This is a genomic window from Leucobacter sp. 7(1), assembly GCF_900163635.1.
Taxonomy (GTDB): Bacteria; Actinomycetota; Actinomycetes; order Actinomycetales; family Microbacteriaceae; genus Leucobacter.
The window spans coordinates 132,285-151,338 of the sequence record NZ_FUID01000002.1 but is presented as its reverse complement, the minus strand read 5'-3'; the positions used below and the strand labels follow the sequence as shown (position 1 = coordinate 151,338).

General features: G+C 64.7%; 14 protein-coding genes. 13 read left to right on the top strand and 1 reads right to left on the bottom strand.

Going from position 1 to position 19,054, the window contains the following annotated elements:
• The first annotated feature begins 10 nt into the window (after nucleotides 1-10).
• The 8 genes from arfB (at nucleotide 11) to FM113_RS00680 (ending at nucleotide 11,057) form a co-directional block, all read left to right on the top strand.
• Nucleotides 11-445: an alternative ribosome rescue aminoacyl-tRNA hydrolase ArfB gene (gene arfB / locus FM113_RS00715; protein ID WP_087010447.1), complete on the top strand. Its 435-nt coding sequence runs from the start codon at nucleotides 11-13 to the stop codon at nucleotides 443-445.
• A gap of 321 nt (nucleotides 446-766) precedes the next feature.
• Complete coding sequence (locus FM113_RS00710) at nucleotides 767-5,062, top strand: Ig-like domain-containing protein (protein ID WP_087010445.1); 4,296 nt, start codon at nucleotides 767-769, stop codon at nucleotides 5,060-5,062.
• A gap of 71 nt (nucleotides 5,063-5,133) precedes the next feature.
• Nucleotides 5,134-6,645 (top strand): SpaH/EbpB family LPXTG-anchored major pilin, encoded by a 1,512-nt coding sequence (locus FM113_RS00705; RefSeq protein ID WP_087010443.1) that lies wholly within the window; start codon nucleotides 5,134-5,136, stop codon nucleotides 6,643-6,645.
• A gap of 122 nt (nucleotides 6,646-6,767) precedes the next feature.
• Nucleotides 6,768-7,718, top strand: a complete 951-nt coding sequence (locus tag FM113_RS00700) for a class C sortase (RefSeq protein WP_254908800.1) — start codon at nucleotides 6,768-6,770, stop codon at nucleotides 7,716-7,718.
• A 4-nt stretch (nucleotides 7,719-7,722) separates the two neighbouring features.
• Complete coding sequence (locus FM113_RS00695; RefSeq protein ID WP_087010439.1) at nucleotides 7,723-8,511, top strand: GTP pyrophosphokinase family protein; 789 nt, start codon at nucleotides 7,723-7,725, stop codon at nucleotides 8,509-8,511.
• 32 nt (nucleotides 8,512-8,543) lie between these two features.
• Nucleotides 8,544-9,317: a phosphotransferase family protein gene (locus FM113_RS00690; protein ID WP_087010437.1), complete on the top strand. Its 774-nt coding sequence runs from the start codon at nucleotides 8,544-8,546 to the stop codon at nucleotides 9,315-9,317.
• A gap of 11 nt (nucleotides 9,318-9,328) precedes the next feature.
• Complete coding sequence (locus FM113_RS00685; RefSeq protein ID WP_087010435.1) at nucleotides 9,329-10,267, top strand: homocysteine S-methyltransferase family protein; 939 nt, start codon at nucleotides 9,329-9,331, stop codon at nucleotides 10,265-10,267.
• A 67-nt stretch (nucleotides 10,268-10,334) separates the two neighbouring features.
• Entirely contained in the window at nucleotides 10,335-11,057 is a 723-nt protein-coding gene (locus FM113_RS00680; protein WP_254908799.1) for a hypothetical protein, read from the top strand.
• Nucleotides 11,058-11,291: 234 nt separating this feature from the next.
• Here FM113_RS00680 and FM113_RS00675 read toward each other — a convergent pair whose 3' ends face one another.
• Nucleotides 11,292-12,098: a CPBP family intramembrane glutamic endopeptidase gene (locus FM113_RS00675; protein WP_087010433.1), complete on the bottom strand. Its 807-nt coding sequence runs from the start codon at nucleotides 12,096-12,098 to the stop codon at nucleotides 11,292-11,294.
• A 256-nt stretch (nucleotides 12,099-12,354) separates the two neighbouring features.
• On the opposite strand from FM113_RS00675, the gene FM113_RS00670 reads away from it, so the two are divergent.
• The 5 genes from FM113_RS00670 (at nucleotide 12,355) to FM113_RS00650 (ending at nucleotide 19,047) form a co-directional block, all read left to right on the top strand.
• Nucleotides 12,355-13,965, top strand: coding sequence for an ABC transporter substrate-binding protein (locus FM113_RS00670; protein ID WP_176387024.1), 1,611 nt, complete (start codon nucleotides 12,355-12,357; stop codon nucleotides 13,963-13,965).
• Nucleotides 13,966-14,148: 183 nt separating this feature from the next.
• Nucleotides 14,149-15,075, top strand: coding sequence for an ABC transporter permease (locus tag FM113_RS00665; protein ID WP_087010429.1), 927 nt, complete (start codon nucleotides 14,149-14,151; stop codon nucleotides 15,073-15,075).
• On the top strand, nucleotides 15,068-16,051 hold the full coding sequence (locus FM113_RS00660; RefSeq protein ID WP_254908798.1) for an ABC transporter permease: 984 nt from the start codon (nucleotides 15,068-15,070) through the stop codon (nucleotides 16,049-16,051). The genes FM113_RS00665 and FM113_RS00660 overlap by 8 nt, the downstream gene beginning before the upstream one ends.
• Nucleotides 16,048-17,772: an ABC transporter ATP-binding protein gene (locus tag FM113_RS00655; RefSeq protein ID WP_087010427.1), complete on the top strand. Its 1,725-nt coding sequence runs from the start codon at nucleotides 16,048-16,050 to the stop codon at nucleotides 17,770-17,772. The genes FM113_RS00660 and FM113_RS00655 overlap by 4 nt, the downstream gene beginning before the upstream one ends.
• A gap of 213 nt (nucleotides 17,773-17,985) precedes the next feature.
• Nucleotides 17,986-19,047 (top strand): hypothetical protein, encoded by a 1,062-nt coding sequence (locus FM113_RS00650; protein ID WP_087010426.1) that lies wholly within the window; start codon nucleotides 17,986-17,988, stop codon nucleotides 19,045-19,047.
• Nucleotides 19,048-19,054: the final 7 nt, after the last annotated feature.

The following is a 19,054-nucleotide window of genomic DNA, read 5'->3' as shown; positions in this document are numbered from 1 at the left end:
CCCTAGAACTATGGATCTCCAGATCACCCGAGCGCTGACGATTCCGGCAACGGAACTCGAATGGCGATTTTCGCGATCCTCGGGTCCCGGGGGACAGCACGTCAACACGTCAGACAGTCGCGTCGAGCTGTCATGGGACGCGGCTGCGTCGCGAGCGCTCGCCGCCGCGCTGAGTCCGGAGCAGCGGGAGCGCGCGCTCCGGCGGCTCGCGCCACACCTCATCGCTGGGGTGCTGACGGTGACCGCGGCAGAACAGCGTTCCCAGTTGCGGAACCGGGAAACAGCGTTGCGGAAACTTGCGGATCGGATCACGGCGGCCCTGGCACAGGATCCCCCACAACGCCGAGCTACGAAGCCCACGCGGGGTTCGAAGCGCCGACACCTCGCCGCGAAAACCCAGCGGTCGGCAACGAAGCAGCTGCGCCGACGGCCCGGCGTCGAATAATCGACGGCTCTGCACGACCACTGACGTGCGGAGATACTGCAGCGGCCTGGGACGCTCCACCTAAGCCACCGTCGTGGCACTACTGAGTGTCCCCAAATGACGCGGAACGTGACCGGGTTTGGGACGGCACCGTCCCCGAACACGGGGTTGCCCGGTCGGATTCCGGGTGTAATCGTCACATACCGGATTGAGCGGATGAGGTGCTGGTTCCCGTGCAAAGCGCGGCGAGAACTCCCGGCCGTTCTTCCCACCGCCGAACGGTGCGCGCTGCGTCGCTGGGCGCGGCCAACCGCGAAATTGCTGCCATGACCAAGGGAACTGATGAAGACACGTGTACGGAGCCCGCGCCGCCGACTCGCATTTGCGGGATCTTCGGTCCTGGCGCTGACGCTGGTCTTGCTCGTTGCGGTCGGTTCCCTCACGATTCCGACCGTCGCTGCCGAGGCCTTCGCATCTGTGGACACTGTGGAACAGCCCTCCCAGGCTGAACTCGCCGATGTTTCGGAACCTCCCAACGCTACATCGGCTCCCAATGCGGATACCGAGTCGGATACTCCAGAGACTGGCCTCGTGCCCTCAGACAAGGCGCCGGTAACAACAGAGGAGCTTGTTGTGGCGGACCAGAGTGCGCCCACGACGTCGTTGGACTCCCCGCTGCTGGAGACAGGGTTGCCGAAGCCACTGACTGTATCTGATTTCCTGACACGGGCAAGCGGTAGTCCGACCACTCGCATCGAGGGGGCCTTCATCATGCGCGCAGCTCTCAACCAGGCCCCACACTTCCCAGTCCACATCAACGGTCCCGAGTGCGTTGAGAGTCTCGGCGTGTACAACGTCTGCCGGAATATCGGCTACTACGTCCTCGCAGATGCTGTCGCGGCCAGCGACTCAGTGTGGACGTTTCCCGGCGCCGATGGTACAGGGCTCGTGAGTCGCAAGAAGGACGGTGCTTGCCTAGCGCACTCTGCGTATGTCGAGGCGCGGCCGCACCAAACCAACGATCCCACGCGGCTTCTCCCGGGCTCGCACCCGGATTGCAAGCCGGGAAAGGCTCTGGCGGAGTATCAACACACGGCATGGCGACACGACGGCGCGGCCGCAACACTGCAGGCGGTTCACGACGGCCAGCCTGCAGGCCTGTGGTTTGGATTTCAGAACGAGTACAATCCGGAAGTCATTCCGAGCAAAGCGGGACGTCTGACCGCCGGAGGAAACACTGGCACCCCAATGGGAAACGGTTGGGTGCTCTCCACGTCCCATATGACGACGTTGCCCCCGGTCACTCCGCCCGCACCGGTTGTCGACCATCGCGCATCGACGCTCACGGTGACGCGCGACGCGTTCAAATTCACGAAAACAACAGACACGCAGACCGCCTCAGTCGTGGTGAAAGACACTGCAGGCAACACGATGGATGGTGTCTCAGTGACGTTTCAGGTCCTCAATCCGTCAGGAAGTGGCGTCTCGTCGAGCGCGACACCCCAATACGTGACGCGAACGACGGCGAACGGAGGCAAAGCTTCCACCACGATTACGTCGAGCAGCGATGCCGGCGACTTCCCGGTTGTCGCCGCGATTTCAGGTACAGACATCTCAGGATCCCGCACTCAGAAGGCACCGTTCGTTGCGGCGGTGGCGACGCTCACAATCACGCCTGAATCCAGACCCGCGGACAACAGCACGGCGCATACCGCCGAAGTCACGCTGAAGACCGACACCGGTGTCTTGGTCCCGGGCCGGAAAGTTTCGTTCGGCCTGTTCGCCAACAACAGCACCACCGTTGCCGCGGCTACAGGCGACGCACGGCTCGTCGGGGCTACCACTCTCACGACCGGGGTGTCCGGTGCAGGGACCGGGAAGGCGAGCATTCAGATCACGGCGGGCACGGCAGGTTCCTACCCGGTGTCGGCGACCCTGGATGATCTTCCCAAGTACGCCGTTGCGGGATCAAAGACGGTACGGGCAGTGTTCCACAAGGCAACACTCGCGGTTTCCGCGACGCACACAGTCGATAAGACGCAGGTTGCACCCGGTGGGACCTTCACCTACACGCTGACCGCGACAAACACCGGAAACATGGCCGCGGGCAACCCGATGCTGACGTTTGCGGTGCCGAAAGGTCTCAAAGTGTTGAGTCGGACTCCGACCGACGGATTCATGCTCAACAGCACCACCAACGTCGCAACGTGGTATCCGGGGAACCTGACGGGCGGCGCATCGGCGCAGGCCACGATCACCGTGCAGGCGGATACGCCGGGGAGCTACGTGTCCCAGATCACCGGACTCGCGGACACGAACCCCGCGAAAACCTGGTGCACGGTCGCCGACCGCGCGGCGTGTGCCCCCGACCGGACTGTCGTGGTCACGGACCCGAACGCTGTGGGCAGCAGTGAACTCACGGTCACCCCGGGAGTCAAGCTCGCGGATGGCAAGGAGACCCACGTCGTGACCGCGACGGTGCGGAACGCGCAGGGACAAGGTGCGACCGGGCAGACGATCCGCTTCTCCGTGGTGGATCTCGACGGCAAGGCCGTGGATTTCGTCACGCTCGAGCCGACGACAGGAGTGACTCCGAGCACGGGCACGGTTGAGACGAGGGTGAAGACCACGGTTCCTGGCGACTACCGAGTCGTCGCGACCTACGGTGCCGGCCTCCCGGTGGGTGTCGGATCGGTTCCGGTGGAGTTCACCTTGGTGTCCGGAACGTACTCGACTCTGACAGTCAGTGAGGGGATCGTAGACGCAGACGGGACAACACCGCATTTCGCCACGGTGAAGCTGCGTGATACCAAGAACCGGCCGATCCTGAACCAGCCCGTCGAACTGTCCGTCACCACCGCGCAAGGCGCGCCAGCGACGATGGTGACAATCGGCGGGGGCAGCACCCACGTGTCGAGCAGCTCAGCGGACTTCGAGATTCCCCTGACGACAAACGTCGCGGGGAAGTACCCGATGACCGCCAGCGTTGACTTCGGGAAACCCGTGACCCCGGTGGGTAACCAGATCGCGGAGTTTGGGCCAAAGAAGGTATACACCGGTGTCTCGATTACCCATGAGCCGAGCGTGACTGAAGTCGAGGTGGGGGAGACCTTCACCTACACGCTGACGGTCACCAACGACACCGACACGACGACCGACTACATCGAGGCGCGCTTCCTGATCGCGAACTTCCTGACTAAGGGTGTGATTGCCTACGAAAAGGTCGTCTCTGGTGCGGGATACATGAAGAGCGGGTCCTGGTGGATCGACAATCCGGACCTGAAACCCGGTGAATCCCGTACGGTCGTGCTCCAAGTAAAGGCCGTCAAGGCAGGCTCGGTGACGTCCAAGGTGACGCACCTCGGCGAAGTGACTTTGGGCACCAGATGGTGCACCACAGGGGCCGAGCCCGGATGCGGTTCTCCGAAGACCGTGCGCGTGATCGAGAAGCCTGTCCTCGACATCGTGTGCCCCGTGACCCCGTCGGAAAGTGGCATCCTCGCGTTCTCGGGTCAGGGAGTGCCCAGCACGGCGGCCAAGGTGCTGCTCTACGTGAAGACCGGCGATGCGCAGACCCCGAAGTTCTGGGCAGAGGCCACGATCACGGGATCCGGCGCGAACCGGAGCTGGTCCTTCACCAACACCACCCCGCTGGCGCAGGGGAAGTACAGCTTCACGGTTCGCTGGGTTGATGCTCAGGGTAAGGAATCCGAGGATTCCGCGGTGAGCTGTGATGTGGGCGTGGTCAGCCCATTGCAAGTCACCGGCACGAAGGTCGTCGAGAACTTCCCCGGACAGTCGCAGTGGGTGAGCACCGGAGATCCCGCGGACTGGCTCATTACGGCGACCGCGGGTCCCACGACGCAGCCCATCAGCGGTGGCCTGCAGGGCACACTTGTGCCCGGCAAGCCGTACACGATCGGCGAGCAGCTCCGAGTGAGCCCAGCCCCGAATCTCAGCGCGCGCTTGTACGCCCAGAAGGGAACTCCGCGATGTGTTGACGGCGCGGGAACGGCGCTACCGGCGGCGATCTTCGACGCCCAGACCGGCACCATCACGCTGGACGCCACCGGCGGCACGATCGTGCCCGGGCCGCTTGCCTGCAGTATCACCAATCAAACCGCGAACGTGTCATTCGTGACGCGGGGAGCGGGCGGGCAGACGAAGGCGCCGAGCGTCGACTGGAGCTTGCAACTGGCCCACACAGATCCCGCATTCGGACTCACGCTCGATGACGTCACCTTCGTGTCGAAGGCGTTGCCCGCGACCTACAAGGTGGCGGCGAGCGTACCCGCTGGAGCCGGCGTTGTCGGCTACGACAGGCTGAAATCCGGCGTGGCCGGATGCCAGGCTGCTGCCGCGAACGATCCCGCCTCGGCCCCGACAATCTGCTGGGAGCCAGCAGGGTCTGGCACGGTGCTCGCCGCCGCCGCCATCCCTCAGGGACACCACACTGTGTTCCGAGTCAACTGGGTCGCCGGTGGCGACCTCCCGGCCCTCCCGCTCACCGGCGGGCTTGGATCGTGGCAGTTCCTGGTGTCAGGTGCCGCTGTCCTCCTCATAGCTTCCGTCGCATACGCGGTTCGCACCCGGCGCCTCGCCGGGCCGCGGATCCGGCGCGGATCCCCCAGCCTCTAAGCACTTCTCGGCCCCGCTGAAGAGTTCTCTGAGCTCCCCACAAAATACGCATTCATTGAAAGGAATACGTTGTGAGTAAGAAACTGAAACGCACTGTGCGCGCAACCGCGCTCCTCGGCGCCGCAGTCGTGGCCGCCGGCTCGCTGGGCCTCCTCGCGAGCCCCGCGCTCGCCGCCCCCGGTGACGCCGGCCACGGCAGCATCACCGTGTACAAGTTCGAAAAGCCCGTCGGGGCAGAGCTGGGCCCGAACGACGGCTCGAAGCTGCCCGACGCCACCATCGCGGGCGCGCTGCCGCTGATTGCCGACTTCACCGTCTGCGAGATCGACAACATCGATCTCGCAAAGCAGGACGACTGGCTTCGCCTCAGCAAGCTCACCGCCGTGGGGAACCCCGACGTCGCGCCCGGGGTGACCGAAAGTACCCCTCCTGCGAATGCTGCGAAGCTTGGCGCCTGCATTGACACGCAGACCACCGATGCGAGCACCGGCAAGGCTGTGTTCCACAGCCTCCCCGCGGACCGCGCCTACATGGTCTACGAGAGCAAGCTCCCCGCTGGCTCGGCCGGCCCCGTCCAGGCGACAATTCTGACCGTGCCCTACCCGGGCAAGGATGACGGCAACGGCAACGTGCAGTGGAACTACAACCCGCACATCTACCCGAAGAACTCGATCCTGGGTAAGGGCTCGACCAAGAATGGCAAGCTCGTCGGCGACACCGTCAGCTTCGACGTGACGGTGCCGATCGTCTCGCTTCCTGGCGACCAGAAGCACACCCAGTTCGTGATCAAGGACACGCTGTCCAGCTCGATCAAGTTCACGACCGGCAAGGTCGTGCTGACCCCCGTGGCTCCCGCGCCCGAGGTGACCCTCGTGGAGGGCACGCACTACGCGCTGTCGAACTCCGGTGGCACGGTGACGATGAGCCTCCTGCCTGAGGGCCTGAAGCTTGTTGACGGTGCAGTGGGCGGCAAGCTCGTCTTCACGATCAACGCCGACCTGATCGCCACGGGCGACACCACGAACAAGGCTGACGTCACCATCAACGGCAAGGTCGTGACCCCCGAGGTCCCGAACCCCGAGGACTTCTCCGCGGGCTGGATCGCGAAGACCGGCAAGCTGAAGTCGGGTACCACTGAAGCGCTCCAGGGTGCCCAGTTCGAGGTTTTCAACGTGAAGACGACGGACAGCACCTGCCCGACCAATTTCGCTGATGCGCAGGCCAAGGCCGCGGTCCCCGCGAACGGGATCACCCAGGTCAAGGGCGGACCCTACGAGAGCGGCATCGACGGCAAGACGAAGACGATGGCTCTCGCCAACGGTCAGAAGTTCTGCGCCTACGAGACGAAGATCCCCTCTGGCTTCAAGGGCGAGACGTCCGGCTACATGTTCACGGTTGCAGCTCCGGGTGAGTTCCTGAAGGTGGAGAACACGCAGGTGGGCGTCGACAAGGGTGACCTCCCGGCGCTGCCCATCACGGGTGCTGCCGGCCAGGTGCTCCTGCTCGGTAGCGGTGCGGCACTGCTCGCCGCCGCCGGCGTGATGTTTGCGCTGCGTCGTCGCAAGGCCACGCAGAGCCTCTAGTTCCCGGCAACGCTCCCCGAGGGGTGGGGCTCGCACAGAGCCCCACCCCTCGGTGGCGTCCGGCGGGAATGTTCCGCGCCCGCCCCATCCGTACAAGACCACAGAATCACGAGAGGACCCGGGTGAGAATCACGTCAGCACGGCACCGCGCGAGGACCCCTCGACGCCACTCGGCGAAGCGAGTGTGGCGGTTCAGCGTCTTCAACACGGTGTTCGTCGTATTGGTGCTTGGCGGACTCGGCCTTGTCGAGTACCCCACGGTCGCGAGCTGGGTGACCCAGTACAACCAGTCCAGGGTGCTCGAGGACCAGACCCGTGCGACGACCGAACAAGCGGCCGCAGAACTCGCACGCAGCTTTAACGAAGCCGTGGCCTACAACGCCGCCCTCCAATCCGGCGCCCTGGTGGAGGCCGGAGTGAACGTTGCCTCGGGTACTGGGGCGGGTGACACGAAACTCGACTACTGGGGGCTGCTCGTCGCCGATCCCTCACGGATCATGGCGCGTCTGCGCATCCCGGCGATCGATCTTGATCTTCCGACCTATCACGGCACGGCCGACGACACGCTCCTCAAGGGTCTCGGCCACCTCGAAGGGACCTCGCTCCCTGTCGGCGGGAAGGGGACGCGATCCGTCATCACGGGGCACCGAGGCCTAGCTGACGCGACGATGTTCACCAACCTCGACAGGGTGAAGGACGGCGACGTCTTCTCTGTGGAGGTGCTGGGACAGGTCCTGTCGTACCGTGTGTCCGATATCCAGGTTGTCGACCCCGAGGATACTGAGCGGATCCGTGCCGTGCCGGGCAAGGATCTGATGACGCTCATCACGTGTACCCCGCTCGGTATCAACACGCAACGCATTTTGATCACGGGCGAGCGGATCACCCCGACCCCGCAGGGCGAAATAGACGCTATGGGTGATGCGCCCGACGTGCCAGGGTTCCCCTGGTGGGCACCGATCTCCGGCGCGATCCTACTGGGAGTCGGAACTTGGTACTGGCGCGCCGGGTACGCGCCGGCTTCGACACCGCGCACAATCACAGCGGGTTCCGACGCAGCGCCGATACGCTGACGACATGAGCACCACCGCAGCTGACCCCAGTTCGGCGACCGACGAGGGCGACGAAGCGAACGACGAGATTACGATCTCCGCCAGTGCCTTGCGCACCCTCGGCGATCAGATGCAGCGTTTCCTGTTGGAGTACCGCTTCGCGATGCAAGAGGTTGAGACGAAGCTCGCGATCCTGCGCGAAGAGTTTCTCCACATGCACGAGTACAACCCGATCGAGCACGTCTCGAGCCGAGTGAAGTCGGTCGATAGCCTTGTCGCAAAGTTGGAGCGGCGGGGCATCAGCAGTGAGTTCGAGGTGATCCGAGCGGAGATCCACGACATCGCCGGGGTACGGGTTACGTGCGCGTTTATTCATGACGTGTACCGCCTGTTCGATCTCCTCACCCAGCAGGACGACATCACCGTCCTCGAGGTCGAGGACTTCATCGAGACACCGAAGCTGAACGGCTACCAGAGCCTGCACACGATCCTGTCGATCCCGGTGTATCTATCGACGGGACGGGTCGACGTGCCCGTAGAGGTGCAGTTCCGCACAATCGCGATGGACTTCTGGGCGAGCCTTGAGCACAAGATCTATTACAAGTACGCCCGCCAGGTACCAGACACACTCACGCAGGAGCTGAAGCACGCCGCTGACACGGCGGCGGAGCTCGACACGCGGATGGAGCGGCTGCACGCCCAATTGCACGGTGCCCCGGCACCGCACACCGGGCCGATCGGGCTGCGCCATCTCACGACAACCCGAGGCGAACAGCCGACTTCGCCCCCGCGCCGCACGATCCATCGGGCGTAGCCTGCCGCTCCCGAGTGCGATACGGTCGACACGTGGAGAGCGAACACCTGCCGGGCGGATCGGGAGGCGTGTGGCGCATCGTTGACGCCGACGGCGTGATCCGCGTACACAGGCCCACCGGTCCCTGGACCCCCGCCGTGCACGAGCTGCTCGGCTTTCTTGCGGATGCGGGCCTCGACGGGATCCCTGCGGTCCACGGGGTCGACGCTGAGGCACGCGAGGTGCTCGAGTACCTGCCCGGCGACACGCTCGATCCGGAAACCGAGCAGGTTTCTGACTCAGCGCTAGCGGCCGCAGCGGCATGGCTGCGTCGGTTCCATGATGCGGTGCGGGCCTTCCCCGCGGGACCGCGCGAGTGGCGTCAGGGCGTCCAGACGCCGGAGCCCGGCGAAGTGATCTGCCATAACGATCCCGGCCTCTACAACTGGGGGGTCCAGCGCGGTGAGTTTGCCGGCATGATCGATTGGGACCGGGCCGGGCCGGGCCAGCCGATCGAGGATCTCGCCTTTCTCTCCTGGAGCGGGGTGCCGTTGCTGCGCGAGATCCCCGCATCGGACGCCGCGCGCCGGATCGCGCTCGCCGCGCACGCCTACGGGGGGATCGCTCCAGAGACGCTGCTTGACGCGGTCGAGGCCCGGATGGCACTCATCGCCGCACGCTGGCAGGCTGGCCTTGAACGGAACGACCCGGGGACGATCGCGCTGCGGGACGCGGGCATTATGGAGCGACACTTCGCGCGGGTGTCCGGCTTCGCTGCCCGGCGCGACCAGATTCACGACGCACTGCATGCCCATTCGACACACTGAGGGAGCAACACATGACAACCCAGCTCGAGGACACCCTGGCCGCCCCCGCGACGATTTCCGTGACGATTGCCGACGGCGGCATCGAAACGGCCCTGACCGATCGACTCGGGCAGGAACTGCCGGAGTTCGCGGCGTTCGTGCTGCTCGAAACGGCCGCGGGACGTGACGCCCTCCGCGCCTACTATGCACCGTTCATCGAGCTTGCGGCGGAGCAGCGTCTGCCGCTCGTGCTGGACACGCCAACCTGGCGGGCGAATCCCGACTGGGGTGCGCGGGTCGGTGCTGACGCGGGGGCGCTGGATCGTGCCAACGCCGACGCTGTCGCGTTTGTGCGCGAGGTGATCGAGGAATCCGGCACTGAAGGCTCTGGCGGTGTGGACACGCTTGTCAACGGGTGTGTTGGCCCCCGATTCGATGAGTACGTCGCGAATGAGCGCATGACCGAGGCTGAGGCTGAGCACTACCACGCACCGCAGATCACGGCGCTCGCCGAGGCTGGGGCGGATCGTGTGACCGCGGTCACCATGCTTGACGCGGCGGAGGCGGTCGGGATCGTGCGGGCGGCTGGGAACGCGCGGATCCCCGTCGCGGTATCGTTCGCGGTGGGACCCGACGGGCTGCTCGGCGATGGTTCGACAGTGGCGAGCGCGATCGCCACCGTCGATACGGCCACGGACGGTGCCGCCGTCGGCTTCCTTGTCAACTGCGCGCATCCGCGCGAGGTGGCACGGGGCCTGGCCGTCGACCCCGGGTCTGCGGCGCTGGAACGGGTGATCGGCTTCCGTCTGAACGCCGCCGAACACGGTGACGACGGCGCGGGCGATGAGCCGGCGTCGTTCGCTGCGGGGGAGCTCGCACTCCGGGAACACGCGCCGAACGCGGCAGTGTTTGGTGGGTGCTGCGGCACGGATGTGCCCCACATTTCTGCCATCGCGGCAGCGCTCCGATAAACCTGGGGAAATCGTGTGTGGTGCCCGCTGGGCTGGGATCTTGCGCGGGAGTCGTTAGGGTGGGGGTGTGAATAAGGATCCCCTGGAGGAGCTGTTCGGCTCGTTCGACGAAACACCCGAACCCGTTCCTGCCCGCGAGCGACTCGCGCATGAGCAAGCTGAGCGGGTGCGTACAGCGCAGCTTCCCGCCGAGCGGAGCGCGACCCGCAGCACGTCGACCCTGCCCCGCGATGACTCGGATGCGGGCCGGAACCGGAGTTCGTCGGCGAAGCCCTGGATCATTGTGGGGATCGTCGCTGTGGTCGCGATCCTCGCCTCGATCGTGGTGCTGAACCTCGCACGCGGTGGTGGCGACGAACCAACCCCGACGGCGGGGCCCACCACCCAGGCCCCGACAACGACCGAGGCGCCGAAGCCCACCCCGACTCCTTCGGAGAAGCCCGAGACGGACAAGCCCGATGAGGACGAGCCGCCCGCCGTCGATGTGGGGGATACCTACGGCTTCCCCATCACGCAGTGGAATGCCACCTCCCAGTGGCCGGTGCGCCTCGGTGGCGCAACGTACGCGCTTTCGGGAGCGGACAACGCGGAGCTGCGGCTGTCGGGTGAGCTCTTCAACTCGTTCCCCGACGCTTGCGCCGCGATGCGTACGGAGTGGGGCGCGAGTCGTCAGCCTGACGGCTCCTTTGCCGTGGCGAAGCCGGCGAGCAAATGTACTGCCGCACCGGAGCTGTACGACGAAGTCTGGGGCCTGCTCAACGCCTGGGTCGGCACGATGAAGGCCGGCTAACGGGCGTCTCTGCCTGCCGCCCTGCCTGCCTGCCGCCCTGCCCTGCTTGCCTGCCGCCCTGCCCTGCTTGCGTGCCTGCCTGCCCGCGCGCCCTACACGAGCCGTTTTCTCCGGCCCGAGCCAAATTCCGCGGAAAACGGCACCGTCTGGCGAAAACGCCTCGTTCTCGGCGGGGCAGGGCGCGCGGGCGCGGGCGCGGGTGCGGTGCGGGTGCGGTGCGGCCGGTGAGCGCGGTTAGCCCGCGGGAGCGCCGAAGAGGCTCGGCCACAGGGCGAGCGCAAGCGGAAAACCTGCGAAGCTGACAATGTCGAGGATCCAGTGCGCCACGATGAGGGGCAGCACCCGGCCGTAGCGGTGATACGCCCAACCGAAGACGAGCCCCATCACGACGTTCCCGATGAAGCCGCCGAACCCCTGGTACAGGTGGTAGCTGCCGCGCAGCAGCGCGCTCGCGACAATTGTGGCGAGCGGGCCCACCCCGAGGCGGCGCAGCCTGTCAAAGAGATACGCGACAACGATCACTTCTTCGCCGAGCGCGGCGCGCAACGCCTGGAGTACGAGGATCGGTACCGTCCACCAGTAGGTGTCGAGGGCAGTCGGAATGACCGTGAGGTTGATTCCGATCGCCTTTGACACCAGATAGAACGCGATTCCGGGGATCCCGATGAGCGCAGCAAGGCCAAAGCCCCACCCGGTTTCCCCCAGCCACCACCGGCGAGAGGCGCCGGGTGCGCCCGTCTGCACCGGAGTACCGAACCCCAGATGACCGAGGTGCGGGCGGGAGGATCGCCAAAGCAAGAACCCGACGAGTGCGACCGGTGCCAGCCCGAAGCTGAACGACAGCAGCTGGTAGATGAGATCGAATGCCGGGCGCTCTGAGAGCGAACGGTTGATTGTCGTGACCTGTTCAGAGAGAGCCTGGTCACGCGTGAGGTTCTCGATGATCGCGACGATCGCGTAGATGCCGGAGGCGCCGTAGGAGAGCGCGAGAACGATGCCAATTTCCCAGCGCAGCCGGGCCCGGGACGAGGAGCTCTTCATCGCTCCAGCGTAGCGCTGGAGCGGGGCAGGCAAGCTAGTGTGACCTGGCTGATTTCCACAAACATTGACCCGATCAGGCGCATCGTCGTTGCCGGGATCTACAGTTCTCGATTACGAAGCAGTTACAGCCCCGCGATTGTCAGATGTGGTCTTGCCTGATCGATAGGCTTACAGAGTAACCATTAAGTCCCGTTGGGGGATGGGGTCCACCTTGTCGTGTCTCCTCCGCCTGCGGACATGCTCAAGGAGGACACTAGTGAAGCGATCACGGAAGGCTCTGGGCTTTATTGCCCTGGCTGCCGCAAGCGCGCTTGCCCTGTCGGGCTGCACGTCGGGCGGCGGCGAGGCCGCAGGCGGCAGTGGCGATAGCGACAGCATCATCACGGTCAACGCGACCGAGCCCCAGAAGGGCCTGATCCCTGCAGACACCACCGAAGTGGGTGGCGGCAAGGTCGTTGACGCACTCTGGGAAGGCCTCGTCTACTACGACGTCGACGGTGCCACGCAGATGGGTGTTGCCGAGTCGATCGAGTCTGACAACGGCACGACCTGGACCGTGAAGCTCCGCGATGACGCGGTGTTCTCGGACGGCACCCCCGTGCTCGCGAAGAACTTTGTTGACGCGTGGAACTACGCCGCCAACGTGGACAACGCACTGGGTAACCAGTACTTCTTCAGCGCGATCAAGGGCTTCAGCGAGACCGAGCCCGTCGAGGCCATGGAAGGCCTGAAGATCGTCGACGATCACACCTTCACCATCGAGGCCACCCCGGACTTCCCGGACCGTCTCGGCTACTCGGCCTACTACCCGCTCCCCGACGTTGCGTTCGAGGACATGGAGGCCTTTGGCCAGTCGCCGATCGGCAACGGCCTGTACAAGTTCGCGAGCGACGACGCGTGGAAGCACGATGTCGAGATCAAGCTCGTCAAGAACGATGACTACGTAGGCCCCCGCGAGGTCACCAACGGTGGCATCGACTTCAAGGTCTACGCATCGCTCGACGCGGCTTACACCGACCTGCTGGCGAACAACCTCGATGTGCTCGACCAGATCCCGGACACCTCGTTCGCGGTCTTCCAGGACGAGCTCGGCGATCGCGCCATCAACCAGGCTGGCGCGCTCATGACGACGCTCACCATCTCGGAGAACCTTGAGCACTTCTCGGGCGAAGAGGGCAAGCTGCGCCGCCAGGCGCTGTCGATGGCCGTCGACCGCGAAGAGATCATCGACGTGATCTTCGAGGGCACCAACATTCCGGCAAAGGACTTCACCTCGCCGATCGTTGATGGCTTCACCGAGGACCTGACGGGTGTCGAGAACCTCGACTTCAACCTGGACAAGGCCAAGGAGCTGTGGGCAGAGGCTGACAAGATCAGCCCCTACGAGGGCACCCTCGAGGTCGCGACAAACTCCGACGGCCCGCACCAGGTGTGGATCGAAGCAGTGGCAAACCAGTGGGCCAACAACCTCGGCGTGACCGCGGCTCCGAAGCTCTACCCGACCTTCCAGGCATTCCTTGACGACCGTGAGGCTGACACCGTCGGCGGACCGTTCCGTTCGGGCTGGCAGGCAGACTACCCGGGTGCCTACAACTACCTGCAGCCGCTGTACGCGACGGGTGCAAGCTCGAACCACGGCTTCTACAGCAACAAGAAGTTCGACACTCTGCTCGAAGAAGCTGTGCAGGAATCGGATCACGACAAGTCGATCGCGAAGCTGCACGAAGCGCAGGAGATCCTGCTCGACGAAATGCCGTCGATCCCGCTCTGGTACCAGGGCACGACCGGTGGCTTCAGCGAGAACGTCGACAACGTCGCGTTCGGCTGGAACTCGGTCCCGATCTTCAACGAGATCACGAAGAAGTAACCCTTCTCAGGCAGGCCCCGGAGCACTCTCCGGGGCCTGCCGCCGTGTCGCCCCACTACCCGTGCGAGCGACCCGGCCCCGAACTTGCAAAACTGTGACACCGACGTCTCAGGTTTGCTGCGCACAACAACTGCGAGAGAATACCGACATGCATAGCTCCATCGGGCGGAAGGGGATCAGCCAATGCTGAGATACATCCTTTTCCGCGTCCTCCAAGTGATCCCAGTCCTCCTGGGCACCACCTTCCTGATCTACTTCATGGTCTTCGCGATGCCGGGCGATCCGGTCGCCGCGATGTTCGGCGAGAAGGTCCCGAGTCCCGCGGTACTTGAACGCCTGCGCGAGCAGTACAACCTCGATCAGCCGTTCTTCATCCAGTACCTGCTCTACCTCAAGGGCATTCTGGTCGGCGACTTCGGGATGAGCTTCTCGGGCGAGCCCGTCTCCCAGATCCTCGCGCGTGCCTTCCCGGTCACAATCAAACTCGCGATCATGGCAATTGTGCTGTCGCTTGCGCTCGCGATTGTGATCGGCCTGTTCTCGGGTCTGCGCAAGGGCAAGCTGTTCGACAACATCAACCTGATCGTCGGACTCATCTTCATGAGTATCCCGATCTTCGTGATCGCGTTCATCGCGCAGTACGGACTCGGGTTGAAACTCGGCTGGTTTAGTCCGACTGTCGGCGCAGGCGCCCCGATGAAGGATCTACTGCTCCCCGCGATCGTGCTCGGTGTGAGCCTCTACGCGACAAGCATGCGACTGACTCGATCCTCGGTGATCGACACGCTCAACCAAGACTTCGTGCGCACCGCGTACGCGAAGGGCCTCAGCCGGAGTCGCGTGATTCCGGTTCACGTGCTCCGCAACTCGCTGATCCCGACGATCACGAACACCGCGACGGACTTCGGCATCCTGATGGTGGGCGCGACGGTCACCGAGGGTATCTTCAACGTCCCCGGTGTGGGCAACGTGCTCTTCAAAGCGATCTTGAAGGGCGAGAATGCGACCGTGGTCTCGTTTGTCACCGTCATGGTGCTCATCTACCTCGGCGTGAACCTCGTCGTCGACCTTCTGTACGCAGTTCTCGATCCGAGGATCCGTTATGCCTGAGCCCATGAACGCTGAACGTCCCGGCACCGCCGGCGCGCGCCCGATCCCGGAGCACTTCGTCGCTCCGGTCACCGAGACCCCGGTTGCTGCGGTCGATGCGGTCCGCATCTCCGAGAAGAAGTCATCGCTGTGGCGTGACGCGTGGCGTGACATGCGCCGCCGGCCGATGTTCTGGATCTCCGCGGTCATCCTCCTCATCGTCGCCCTGGTGTCGCTGCTGCCGTGGATCTTCACGCAGGCTGATCCGCGCGCCTGCTCGCTGCAGTTCTCGAACGGAAACCCGATCGCGGGCCACCCGCTCGGCTTCAACAAGCAGGGCTGCGACGTCTACTCGCGCATCATCTACGGCACCTCGACCTCGGTGTCGGTGGGTCTGATCGTGATCGCCCTGACCTTCGTGGTGGGCACCGTCATGGGCGCGCTGGCCGGCTTCTTCGGCGGTGCACTGGACGCGGTCCTCTCGCGAATCGGCGACATCTTCTTCTCGATTCCCTACATCCTTGCGGCAGTCGTCGTGATGAGCGTGATGTCGGAGTACCGCAACCCGCTTGTCATCGCTTTCGCGATCGGCGGATTCTCCTGGCCAATCACCGCGCGGATCGTGCGGAGTGAGATTCTCCGGGTGAAAAACGCGGACTTCGTGATGGCGGCCGAGTCTCTCGGCCTGTCACGGATCGGCACCATGATCAAGCACGTGATCCCGAACGCGATCGCCCCCGCGATCGTGGTGACGACGATTTCGCTGTCCTCCGCCATCGTCGCGGAGTCGGTGCTGTCCTTCCTGGGCGTCGGCCTGCCGAGCGGTGAGTTCATCAGCTGGGGCAACGACATCAGCGCGGCCCAGCTGTCGTTGCGCACCGACCCCATGCCGCTCATTTACCCCTCGCTCGCGCTCACCATCACGGTGCTCGGCTTCATCCTGCTGGGTGAGGTTGTTCGCGACGCACTTGACCCGAAGGCGAGGGCACGTCGATGAACGCAACCCACCCCGAACACGCCGCAGCCGCGGCGGAACCCGTGCTCAGCGTCCGTGACCTGCAGGTCGCGTTCAAGGTCGACAAGCAGCTCAAAGAGGTTGTCCACGGCGTCTCCTTCGACGTGTACCCCGGTGAGACCGTGGCAATCGTCGGCGAGTCCGGATCCGGCAAGTCCACCACCATGCACGCGGTGATGAACCTGCTCCCCGGTACCGGCCGCACAACCGGCGGCTCGATCCTGTGGCGCGGGCGCGAGCTTGTCGGCATCGGTCGTAAGGACATGGAGACGATTCGCGGTCGTGAGATCGGTCTCGTCCCGCAGGACCCGATGTCGAACCTGAACCCGGTATGGTCGGTCGGGTTCCAGGTCGAAGAAGCGATTCGCGCCAACGGCATCGCAAAGGGTCGCAAGGAGGTGCGCGAGCGCGCAGTTCAGGTGCTTGAGCAGGCTGGCCTCCAGAACGCCGAGCAGCGCATGAAGCAGTACCCGCACCAGTTCTCGGGCGGGATGAAGCAGCGCGCGCTGATCGGAATCGGCCTTTCGGCTGAGCCCGAGCTGTTGATCGCTGACGAGCCGACCTCGGCGCTCGACGTGACCGTGCAGCGTGTGGTCCTCGACCACCTGGAAACCCTCACCTCCCAGCTGGGCACTGCAGTGGTCTTCATCACGCATGACCTGGGGCTCGCCGCGGAACGCGCGGAGAAGCTGATCGTGATGTACCAGGGCAACATTGTGGAGTCGGGCCCGAGCCGCGAGATCCTGCAGAACCCGCAGCATCCGTACACCAAGCGTCTCGTGTCTGCGGCCCCGAGCCTCGCCTCGCGGCGGATCGGCGCTGACTCGACGATGCCGACCGCGCCCACCGAGACGTTTGACGTCGCGGCACTCGCGGATAGCGCGAACCGGGCGGTGCAGCACGGTGAACCGATGATCGAGGTCAAGGATCTCGGGAAGATGTACAAGATCCGTAAGGGCAACTTCGGATCCGAGGACTTCCACGCGGTGTCCGGGGCCACCTTCACGGTGAAACGCGGTGAAACGATGGCGCTCGTGGGCGAGTCAGGTTCGGGCAAGTCCACGATCGCGAAGATGGTGCTGCAGCTTGAGCCTTCGAGCTCGGGCTCGATTCGGATCGGTGGTCGCGAGACTGCCGGGATGAAGCGATCGGATCTGTTTGCACTACGCCGTACGCTGCAGCCGGTGTTCCAGGACCCGTATGGCTCGCTGGACCCGCTGCACAACATCGGCAACACGATCATGGAGCCGTTGAAGATCCACAACGTGGGCGATGCTGCGAGCCGCAAGGCGCGCGTGTACGAGCTGCTGGATCAGGTAGCGCTGCCGCGCGAGCTTGCCACGCGCTACCCGAACGAGCTGTCGGGCGGTCAGCGCCAGCGCGTCGCTGTGGCTCGCGGGCTCGCGCTCAAGCCCGACATTCTCGTGCTCGACGAGGCTGTGTCCGCGCTCGATGTGCTCGTGCAGGCACAGATCCTGGATCTGCTCGCGGAGCTGCAGCGGGAGCTCGGGCTCACCTACCTGTTCATTACGCACGACCTCGCGGTGGTGCGGTTGATCGCGGACCGGGTCTGCGTCATGCAGCAGGGCAAGATCGTGGAGCAGGCGACCACGGCCGAGGTGTTCGAGAACCCGCAGCAGGAGTACACGAAGAACCTCCTCGCCGCGATCCCCGGCGCAGGGATTGAGCTTGGCGTGAGCTAGCGTCACGGCGACACCCTTCACGACGCAGCCCCCGGTCCATTCGGATCGGGGGCTGCGTCGTAGTGTCGACGATGGTGGTGAATGGGGCCTTCTTGCGATCTAGCGGTGCCGCAGCTACTCTCCTGGTGGGTGCTCATCGAGTCCGGGGATACACGTACTCAGGGTTCCCAGGCGGTTAGTCTGTGATCTCGCGATCTGAATGGACTCCCACCCATGCACCCAGACGTCGTCCCCCCGCGCTCGCGCACGGCCAGAGCCCTGCTCGCAGCCGGCACCCTGCTGGCCCTGTTCCTGCTCACCGGCTGCAGCGCAATGCCCGATACCCCGGCCGCAGCGGACACTGGGCCGCTCGCCGAGTACCTGTCCCCGCTCCTCACGAGCCAGGAGGCCAGCGAGGAAGCTGCCAGGATCGAGCACGAACGCGCGCAGGAGCTCACCGCGGAGTGTATGCGGGCGGAGGGGTTTGACTACACGCCGCGGCCGTTCACGGGCGGGCCGATCACCGGGGCGATGATCGGGGGAGTGCCGACGAGTGAGACGGATGCTGAGGCGGAAGCGTTCGCGCGCAGCTACGGCTACGGGATCGTCGAAGACCCGGATTTTGATGCTGCTATCGCCGCCGCCGACGCAGCGGGCTCGGAACTTGTCGACATCAACGGTGACTACCTCGCCTCGCTGAAGGAGTCCGAGCAAGACGCGTACTGGGAAACGCTGAACGGGTCTCCACTCAGCGATGAGGAGCTGCAAGCTGAGCTCGAGGACGCGAACACGACTGAGATCAAGGGTCGCGGCTGCGCGGGCGAGGCATTGGACATCGCGCGGAGCGAGCAGGCGGGCACCATGGTGGCCCGTGACGACCCTGAATTTGCAGACTTGTTCGAAGCGGAGCGGCGCCTCAACGAACCGCTCGACCCAGAGGCGCCGAGCAACGAGGACCTCGTTGCACTTAATGAGGTCTGGACCCAGTGCATGGTGAAGGTCGGACACTCGACCTACACCTCACCCACGCATGCGCGCAACACTCTGGGCCAGGACTTCGAGCAGATGCAGTCCGACGCCGGCGAACTTGAACAGATTGTGAGTCAGAGCGAGCAGGAACGGTTCCAGGCTCTCGAAATCGAGGTTGCGTCCGCCGATCTTGAGTGTCGGAAGTCTGCCGATTACGACGCGGAGCTGACCCGCATCACGCACGAGCTCGAACAGGAGTTTGTGGACGAGTATCGGACTGAGCTTGAGGCGCTGCTGATTCGATACGGGGAGCCAAGTATGGACTAGTACGGCG